Origin of the sequence: uncultured Sphingomonas sp. (assembly GCF_913062585.1) — a bacterium.
In the GTDB taxonomy this organism is placed as follows: Bacteria; Pseudomonadota; Alphaproteobacteria; order Sphingomonadales; family Sphingomonadaceae; genus Sphingomonas.
In genome coordinates, this window is record NZ_CAJXWX010000042.1 from 1 (window position 1) to 8,893 (window position 8,893).

7 protein-coding genes are annotated in these 8,893 nt (G+C 66.3%); all 7 read right to left on the reverse strand.

Annotated features, from left to right (window positions below):
- Window positions 1-137, reverse strand: a 137-nt coding sequence (locus QZ546_RS17405; protein ID WP_367113524.1) for a transposase, incomplete at its 3' end; no start/stop codon positions are given.
- Window positions 138-269: 132 nt separating this feature from the next.
- On the reverse strand, window positions 270-1,745 hold the full coding sequence (locus QZ546_RS17410) for a tryptophan halogenase family protein (RefSeq protein WP_294240454.1): 1,476 nt from the start codon (window positions 1,743-1,745) through the stop codon (window positions 270-272).
- A 39-nt stretch (window positions 1,746-1,784) separates the two neighbouring features.
- A complete protein-coding gene (locus QZ546_RS17415) occupies window positions 1,785-3,821 on the reverse strand; it encodes a hypothetical protein (protein WP_294240457.1) in 2,037 nt (678 codons plus the stop codon).
- Window positions 3,818-6,700 (reverse strand): TonB-dependent receptor, encoded by a 2,883-nt coding sequence (locus QZ546_RS17420; protein WP_294240461.1) that lies wholly within the window; start codon window positions 6,698-6,700, stop codon window positions 3,818-3,820. Before QZ546_RS17420 ends, QZ546_RS17415 begins: the two co-directional genes overlap by 4 nt.
- Window positions 6,701-6,806: 106 nt before the next feature.
- Window positions 6,807-7,757 (reverse strand): FecR family protein, encoded by a 951-nt coding sequence (locus QZ546_RS17425; protein WP_294240465.1) that lies wholly within the window; start codon window positions 7,755-7,757, stop codon window positions 6,807-6,809.
- Window positions 7,754-8,530, reverse strand: coding sequence for an RNA polymerase sigma factor (locus QZ546_RS17430; RefSeq protein WP_294240470.1), 777 nt, complete (start codon window positions 8,528-8,530; stop codon window positions 7,754-7,756). The genes QZ546_RS17425 and QZ546_RS17430 overlap by 4 nt, the downstream gene beginning before the upstream one ends.
- Window positions 8,531-8,639: 109 nt before the next feature.
- On the reverse strand, window positions 8,640-8,893 hold a 254-nt coding region (locus QZ546_RS17435), incomplete at its 5' end, for a hypothetical protein (RefSeq protein ID WP_294240468.1).

Consider the following 8,893-nt stretch of genomic DNA (forward strand, 5'->3'; position numbering starts at 1 on the left):
CGAAGGCCGTTGAACACCTCCCGCAGGTCATGCTCCCGCTGCCCGGCATCCTCGCGTTGCAGCAGCAGGTACGGTGCGACCAGCAACCATTCCTCGTCGCTCACGTCAGATGGATACGGCTTGCGGCAAATGCTCATCCCACCTTGGATGAATCAGCAAACCTCTCAAGTCCATAACAGCCTCTAGGTGGCAACGCCCTCGATTTTCCGGCTCATCCGTTATCAGTATCAGCCCTCTGCCTTACCTGCCACATTGGTTACACGGAGTCGTTACGAGAGAGGCGGCATAGCCGCGGCCGCCTTCGCGATGTCCGCTCGCAACGCAGCCAGTTGGCGCAGATTGTCGTCGCGCCCCACGACCTCGACCAGCGGATTATGGTCGCCGGGGCGCTCGCCCTGGCCGTCCAGCACCGCGAACCAGCTGGCGTCTCGGAACAGTTCGTCGCTCGACAGGACGATCCGACCGGAGCTTCGGAAATGCCCGATCTTTTCGGCCAGCGTGTCGGGGATCGCCATCTTCTGCCGCTCGCGCCACATCGGTTCGTCGCGCCCCGTGGTGGCATGATAGTGCAGGATCAGGAAATCGCGCACCTCCAGCATCTCCTGCCCGAACACCCGGTTAAACTGCCGCGCCAGCAGAGGCGAGCAATCGCTGGCGGGAAAGAGTGACAACAGCTTGGCGATCCCGCTCTGGATGAGGTGGATGCTGGTCGATTCCAGCGGCTCGAGGAAACCGCTCGACAGGCCGATCGCGACGACATTGGCCCGCCACACCTCCCGCCGCATGCCGGGCGTGAAGCGGATCAGTCGCGGGTCGGCCAGCGGTGGCCCGTCCATGCCCGCGATCAGCGATGCGCGCGCGGTTTCCTCATCCTGAAACCGGCTGGCAAAGACATAGCCATTGCCGACCCGGTGCTGAAGCGGGATACGCCAGCGCCACCCCGCCTCGGCCGCGGTCGCGCGGGTATAAGGCGTGCGATCGCTCTCCGGCGCGCTCGGTGCCGCCCAGGCCCGATCGCAGGGCAGCCAGTGCGACCAGTCGTCGAAGCCGACGCCCAGTGTCTGGTCGATCAGGAGCGCGCGCAGTCCGGAACAGTCGATGAATAGGTCCCCCGCCACGACCTGCCCGCCGTCTAGCGCCAGCGACCGGACGAAACCGCTCTCCCCATCCCGCTGCACCGACGCGACGACGCCCTCGATGCGACGCACGCCCGCGCGCTCGGCCAGTCCGTGCAAATAGCGCGCGTAGAGACCGGCATCGAAATGATAGGCATAGCCCAGCGTCGAGAGCAGCGAGCGGCGATCTGGCACGGGCCGTGCGAAGCGGCCCGCCCTTGCGGCCTGCGCGGTCAGCGAATAGGCCTCGGTCGGAGCCACGTCGCCATCGCCGCGGGCTCGGATCAGACGATGGAGGAACATCGCACCATCGCTTGGTGGCCCGAACGTGCCGAAGGGGTGGAAATATCGGCTCCCCTCGCCGTTCCAGCCGACGAACTCGATGCCGAGTTTTACCGTCGCCTTGGTTTCGGCCATGAACTGGCGCTCGTCCAGGCCGATGATCTGGTTGAACCAGTGGATGGTGGGGATCGTCGCCTCGCCGACCCCGATCGTGCCGATGGCGTCGGACTCGACCAACGTGATGGCGACACCCTGCCCCGCTAGCGCACGCGACAGCGCGGCGGCGGTCATCCAGCCCGCCGTTCCCCCGCCCAGGATCACGATCCGGCGAATGCGCTTGTCCGTCATGGCCGCCAGCCTAACTGATCGGCCCCATATCTGCGAGCGTCATCGGGTGGAACAGGCGACCGCCTGCCCGGCCGGGCGACGCAGCGCCAGATAGACGGTGCTCCACAATTGCGCCGCGTTGGACTCGTCGACATCCGCGCCCGCCGCGCCGAAGGGCACGACCTGATACCGGCCATCGGCATAGCGCCACGACCATAGCTCGGAGCTTTGGACGCTGTGCGTCGCCTCGATCCCGTCCCAAAGGCAGGATTGTGCGCGGGCCAGCGATGCGCGGACATCGGCGGGCAGGTCGCGCCGTTCCAGCTGCCGGGCGAGGCCCGCCGCGACCAGCGCCTGCTGCCAGCTCCATACGACCGTACCGTGATAGGCATTGGGCGAGAATTTGCGCTGGATCGCCGCATCGGCAAAGGCCGGGTTGGCGACCAGCATCCCCGCACCCGTGCGCAGACCCGCCGGGAACGCGTCGATGAAGCCGCTCGCCATGACCTTCAACGCCTCGGCAGGCGGCTGGTCGAAGAGCAGCGCGAAGCCGGGATCGCTGTTCTGCACCGGGATCGGCCGCCCCTGCGCATCCAGCGCGATGGCCGGGAAGCGCACGGGGGCGTTGCCGATCGCCGCCAGCGCGGGCGCGGCCGGAACACCGATCATCTGCGCATAGCGGCTGACCGCCTGGCGCGCCTCGGCGGGGGCCAACGTGACGTCGAAAAGCGGCGGCGCCTTGGCCCGCCAGACATCGGCGACGCCCCGGGCCTGGGCGAAAAGCCCGGCATCGGCTGCGGCAAGATACGGCTTCAGCAGCCCGCTGGCATCCAGCGCCGCCGCCGAATCCAGCGCGGCGGGCACCAGCACGGCGTTGACGTCATAGGGGATGCGGCCGCCCGCCAGTCCGTCATTGCTGTCGCGCCACTCGCCCGCATCCATCCCTGGCTTCAACGCGATCAGGCCCGCCGGAACGGAATCGCGGGCGAAGGGCTGGGCCTGGCGCAGGACGAAGCGCAGGTTGCGCACCATCCGCGCGCCCAGCGTCTCGCCGTCCACCCGCTGCGCCAGGAACGCCGCCGCCCGCGCCCGTCCGCGAGGATCGTCGAGCAGCCAAGCCCGCGCGACCGGGGCGAGCATATAGTCGCTGTCGACCATGTTGTAGTTATAGACCGGCGCGTCCGACGAGGTACCATCGGCCTTGCGGTGGTCGAGGACGGCGAACTCGCCAATATCCTCCTCATGCGCGACCTCGCCCTGCAGCGACAGGCGCGCCAGCACCGAGGACAGGCCGGTCTCCACCGCCGCCGGTTGCAGCGCGGGCATCAGCAGCCGGACCGACATCAGCGTGTCGCGCCCGAAATAGGTGTCGAACCGCCACGAGCCCGCCAGGAACTTTTCGGCATAGCTGAGGAAGGTCAGCGCGTTGCGGGCGCCCGGATCGGGCCGGGCCTTGGCATTGAGCAGGTCCGCTCCGCCGCGCGGGGTCAGCGGCGTCTCGCCGGTCAGCGCGGTCACGGCGAAACGGATCGTTCCGCTCTTACCCGCCAGAATCGCGCCGCCTTCGATCCGCCCGTCGGTGACCGACATCGACAGGTCGTAGCCCGCCGCCCCGTCCAGCCGGTCGCGCGACCAGCGGATCGTGTCGGCGGTCATCCGTGGCGGGGTCAGCACCTCGGCGGGGGCGGTGCCCAGCGCCTGATAGTCGCGGATCACGCGGATGCTCGACAGCACCGCCTGGCGCGGCACCAGGCGGCCTGCGTCGATCGTCACCGCGAAGCGCACGCCGTGAAGCGGGCGCCCCTTGGCATCGCGCAGCGTCACCGGCTGCGGCTCGCCCTCCAGCCGCCACGCGGCGTCCCGGTCCAGCGGCTCGAACCACAGGGCCGTTCCGCTATTGGCCGCCGGAAAGGCGACGAGCAGGCGGGGTTGCCTGCCCGATCGCAGCACGACATGCGCCGCGACGGGGCCGGAGCGCGTGAAGCTGTTGATGTTCAGCCCCTCGCGCACGGCATAATGCTCGACCGGCGCCGCGCCGGTCAGACCGAGCAGCGCGGCCAGACCCAGCGACAGCCGCAACCCCGCCTTCACCCTCACAGCTTAAGCGTCGCGCTGATGAGCGCATTGCGCCCGACGATGGCGCGGCCATAGAAATAGCCGTTGACGATCGTCTGCGTCTGGCCCTGGCGCGGATTGCCCTCGGTAAAGCCCTTCACGTCGGTCAGGTTATCGACGCTGACCGACAGGTTCAGGCGCGGCGTGGCGTCGATGCTCGCACCGATCGAGAAGACCCCGTAATCGGGCAGCGCGATGCCGTTGCCGCTGTCGGCGAAAATCTTGCCAATATATTTGTATCGCCCGTAAATCTCGCCCAGGCCGCCGGGCAGGACGAAGGACGGGGTGACGTTCAGCAGCTTCTTGGGCGTCCGCTCGGGCGTGTTGCCGTCATATTGCGGCTGGGCGACACCGTTGAAGCGCAGGTTGCTGAGCTTGGGGTCCTGATAGACGCCCTGCACGTTCAGGCTGAAGAATTCGACCGGACGCAGCGTCACATCCAGCTGGACGCCGTTGGTGAAATTGTCGGCCAGCGCATTGCTCGCCTGGGCCGGGTTGGCCGGATTGATGAACTGATAGGACTGGTCGCGGAACTCGGTGCGGAACCCGATGACCGAGGCGGTGAAGCCGTTCGCCTTGAACCGCACCCCGCCTTCGTACAGCGTCAACTCGGACGGCGCGTGGGTGCCGCCGGTGTCGCCGCCATTGGTCTGGAACCCATGCGCGCCGCGCACATAAAGCGCGACGTGATCGGTCAGCTCGTAATTGATGCCCGCCGTATAGGCCCAGTCGGAATAATTGGCGGTCTGGCGGGTATAGGTGCCTTTGAAGGTGCTGCCGACATTGTCGTACAGGCCCGTCGTACCCGCCGGTACAGCGGCATTGACCGCGGCAGTATCGCCGATGTCGACCCGGACATGCTGATGCTCATAGCGGGCACCGAAGTCGATGTGCAGCTTGTCGCCGATGGTCAGTTCGTCGTTGAAATAGGCCGACAGCGACGTGACCTCGTCGTTGAACAGCCCCTGCCCCCAATTGCCATAATTGACCATGCCGTTGTCGGTCAGCGACCCCAGCACGCCGCCCGACGCGTTCAGCGCGACCATGTCATAGACGTTGGAGTCGTTGCGCACGTCGTTCAGCACAGTCGCGACGGCCGACTGGTTGTTGGACCGGCGGACGTTGTAGACCATGCCGCCGACGGTCAGCGAATTGTCGATATTGCCGCCGCCGAAATCCCATTTCGCGCCGAAGTCGCTGCCGAAATCCCTGGTCTTCAGCGTCTGGTGATTGAGCACCGTCTGCTGGAGCAGGCCATTGCCGTTCAGGGCGTTGAGCGCGGCCGTGTTCGACGCCGGAATCACCTGGCCGGTGCGGATGTCGCGCAGGCCATATTGCGCGACGCCGGGGAAACGGATCGCGGCGACCTGGAAATAGGTCAGCGACGATCCCTGGATCGGGGTCAGCCCCGCCAGCGGCGAGGAAGCGGGCGTCAGGTAATTGAGCGCCGAGGTCAGACCCGCAGTGCCCGCCCCGCTGCCCGGAAAGATCCCGTTGAAGTCATAGGAGCCGTCCAGATAGCGCGCGCGGCCGAACAGGCGCAGTCTGGGGCTGACCGGCACTTCGACATCGATGCGATAGGTGTTGGCCTTCACATGGACGCCATCGGCCGAGCTGAACCGGCGCAGGCTTTCGCCGGTCGCGGGGGCGTTGGGCACCAGGAACTGGGTGAAGCCGCGCCCGCCCGCGTCGTCGCGCTTCAGGTCCAGGCCGGGCACGCTGCTGATCGTGCCATCGGTCGCCACGCGGAACGGCATGTCGGCGTAATAGGGGAAATGCTTGTCGCCATGTTTGACGGTGAAGCGGATGAGCCCGCCATTGGAGAATTTCTTCTCCAGCATCGCCTTCACGTCATAGGCGTTGAAGGTGAACGGCGTGCGACGGACGCCCTTTTGCGAGGTGACATAGCCGCCGACGTTGAACGCCCAGCCATCGGCGATCGGCGCGGAGAAATAGCCGTCGGCGCGCAGGTCGCCATAGGTGGTGCCGGTATAGCGCACCATCGCCATCGCCTTGTCATGGTTGGGCTTCAGCGAGATGAAGTTGATCGTCGCACCTGCACCATTGGGGGCCAGTACGCCCGACGTACCGCCCTCGACCGCTTCCAGGCGGTTGATGGTGATGTCGTTCTGGAAATAAAAGTCCGCACCGCCGCCGCCATAGAGGATCGGCATGCCATCCTCTTCCAGCGTGATGAAGGTCTGCGCACCGCCGCGCAGGCCGCGCACCGAATAATTGTTCGAGATCGGCCCCGCCGTGCCCTCGACGAAGACACCGGGCACCAGTTCCAGCGTTTCGGCGGTCGAGCGCGGTGCCTTGCGCAGCAGATCCGCCGCGCTCGCCAGTGTCACGTTGGACGAGGAGTTGAACAGGGTGCGGCGGTCGGAGGTATTGCCGGTGACGATGATCTCGTTCTGCGCGCCGTCATCCGCCTGGGTGGTTTCGGCCGAGGGGGCGTCGCCCGTCATCGTCGCCGGCGCGCTGCCCGGCCGGGACACGCCATCCTGAGGCAGGGCATAGCCCACTGTCCGCATCGCCGCCGGAGCACTCGCACCGATTACCGCCGTCCGTCCGTCGAACGACACCAGCCGCAGGCGGCTCGGGCCGATCAACCGCTTCAGCCCTTCCTCGATGCTCAGCTGCCCCTTGACGTTCGATACGGTCTGGCCGCGCGTCACGTCGCTGGGGGCGAGAATCTGGATACCCGCCTGTTGGGCGAAACGGACCAGTCCGGTCGTCGCGGCCTGACGGGGAACGTTGAAGTTGCGGATCGTCGATTGCGCGGCGACGGCGGGCGACGCGATCCCGGCGGCGATGGCCACCGTCGACGCGAATGGAATAGACAGAATCTGGCTGCGCATGACACCCCTCCCTTAGTTTTTGACGCGCTTCATGTGGCGCTGATCCAAGGATGCGTGGCCACGCCGTTTCCGTCACCACACGCCGAAATCGTCGAAAAGAATTTTTCTAGGGAACGATGCGGGTCACATCGCCATTGCCCGGCCCCTCACGGCGCTCGACTCGGCCACCGACCATCGCAGCGCTCGCGGCCGCAAAACCGTCGACGTCATAGATGCGAAACCAGCCCACGACCCGCCGCCCGGCCAAGGATGGCGCGACCTCCAACTGATCGTTGTTGTAGCGGTTGAACTCCGCCGCCGCCTGGCCGAGCGTCATGTCGTCGAGCACGATCCGCCCTTCCCGCCATGCCAGCTGCTGATCCGATGCTTGGGGCTCCATCGCCCGCACCGCCATTCTGCCCGGATGCAGGACCGCCCACTCGCCCGCCGCCACACGGCGCGGCGGATCGGCGCTGTCGACGGACCAGATTTTCACCACACCCTTCGTCACCACGACCCGAGCGGCTTCGCCCTCTCGCCGGACATCGAAGGCCGTGCCGACCGCCTGGACACGATAGGGGCCGCTCGCCACCACAAATGGCCGCTTCGGATTATGCGCGACCTGAAACCAGGCCTCGCCCTTGCGCACATCGATATGTCGTTCGCTGGGCGTGAACGCCAGGCGCAGGGTCGTGCCGCTGTTGACGAGCGCGACCGATCCGTCGGCGAGCGGCATCCGCCGGATCTCGCCGATGCGGGTATCGATCCGCTCCGTCCGGTCCGGCCAGAAGCCAAGGCCCAACCCGGCGACGAGCGCGGCCGCCAGCGCACCACCGCCCCATCGCCGCCAATGTCGCCGATCACGGCGCAGCGTCCCATCCTCTTCAGCCCCATCCCCGTCGTGACGCCCCGACAAGGCACGGACGCGGTCGAGCAACCCCAGCGCCGCTGTCGCGCGCAGGAGAGCCCCCCTGTGCCGCTGGTCCTCCTCCAGCCAAGCCGCCAGCCTGGCATCTTCGTCACGATCCAGGCCCCGGTCGATCGATGCGGCCCAGCGACAGGCGATTTCGTCGATCACCGCCAGCCTCCCGTTTCGCGGTGGCCCGGTCGCGCTTTTCTGGGTTCGCGGCGACGGATCGGCAGCTCGGCCTTTTCGTCATCACTCAGCTGGTCCAGAATCCGCTTCAGACCTCGCGCCACATCGTTCTCGACCACGGTTTCGGGAATATGCAGTCGCATCGCGATGTCGCGCTGCGCCATGCCGTCAATCTTGCGCAGCCGGAAAATCTGACGCGCCCGGTCCGGCAGCGCATCGATCAACCGCTCGATCCGGGCCAGCATGTGCCGTTCGGCGACGATCTCCTCGGGCGAATGGGACAGGTCGGGCGCGCTGTCCAGTTCGGCTAGGCCGCTCGCCGCGTCGATGCTGACGACCCGCTCGCGCCGGATCTGCTCCAGCACGACATTGCGCGCGGCACGGAAGAAATAACGGCGCGGGTCGTCGATATGCGCGAACCCGTCGAGCCTGCTGATCCGGCAATAGGTTTCCTGCACCACGTCATCCACATCGACGGCCGGGAACGCCGCACGCAGCCAGACCCGTAACTGCCGCTCATGCGGCAGAATGTAACGACCGACCCAGGCGACAAGCTGATGCGAACTCACGCGGCTCCCCTCATCACCCAGGATGAACCCGGCGAGCATTTCCGTCGAGACAGTCAAAAATTTATGGTCGACGATCGTGCACAGCCTGGGTCTGCTGGAAAGTACCATCTCATGGCAAATATCGATCCCGCGCTCGAACAGTAGAGCCTCCAAGTTCCGCAGGCTCGTTGGAAAGCAAACGTACATCAGCACCACCAGCCGGATTACCCAGGGTCAGGCCCCACCGATATAAGCATTCGTTGACGATTCAGGTGATATCTCAGTGACGATGTAACGCCCTGCTGAAGACGCATAGTCACAGCGGCTTAAAAGTTCGGCGGCTATGAGCAACGCGTCTTTGACCCAACGCACGAAGCCGCTGCGCGGCACTGGTGCTGGTGGTGAGGTAGCGCGTCTGTGCTGAGGTTTTGCCGTGCGGCAGCGGAGGCGGACGGTGGGGTTCCGTCAACAAGAGAAACCTCGCCATGACGACGTCACCGACCCAAGCACCCATCACTCCGCTGCGCCAGCAGATGCTCGACAATATGGCGATGCGTTCGATGCGGGTTC

What these genes read in the sequence shown, in the direction of transcription:
- QZ546_RS17410 (WP_294240454.1), bottom strand. Translation starts at nt 1,745, where the DNA reads ATGACGGACAAGCGCATTCGCCGGATCGTGATCCTGGGCGGGGGAACG.
- QZ546_RS17420 (WP_294240461.1), bottom strand. Translation starts at nt 6,700, where the DNA reads ATGCGCAGCCAGATTCTGTCTATTCCATTCGCGTCGACGGTGGCCATC.
- QZ546_RS17430 (WP_294240470.1), bottom strand. Translation starts at nt 8,530, where the DNA reads ATGTACGTTTGCTTTCCAACGAGCCTGCGGAACTTGGAGGCTCTACTG.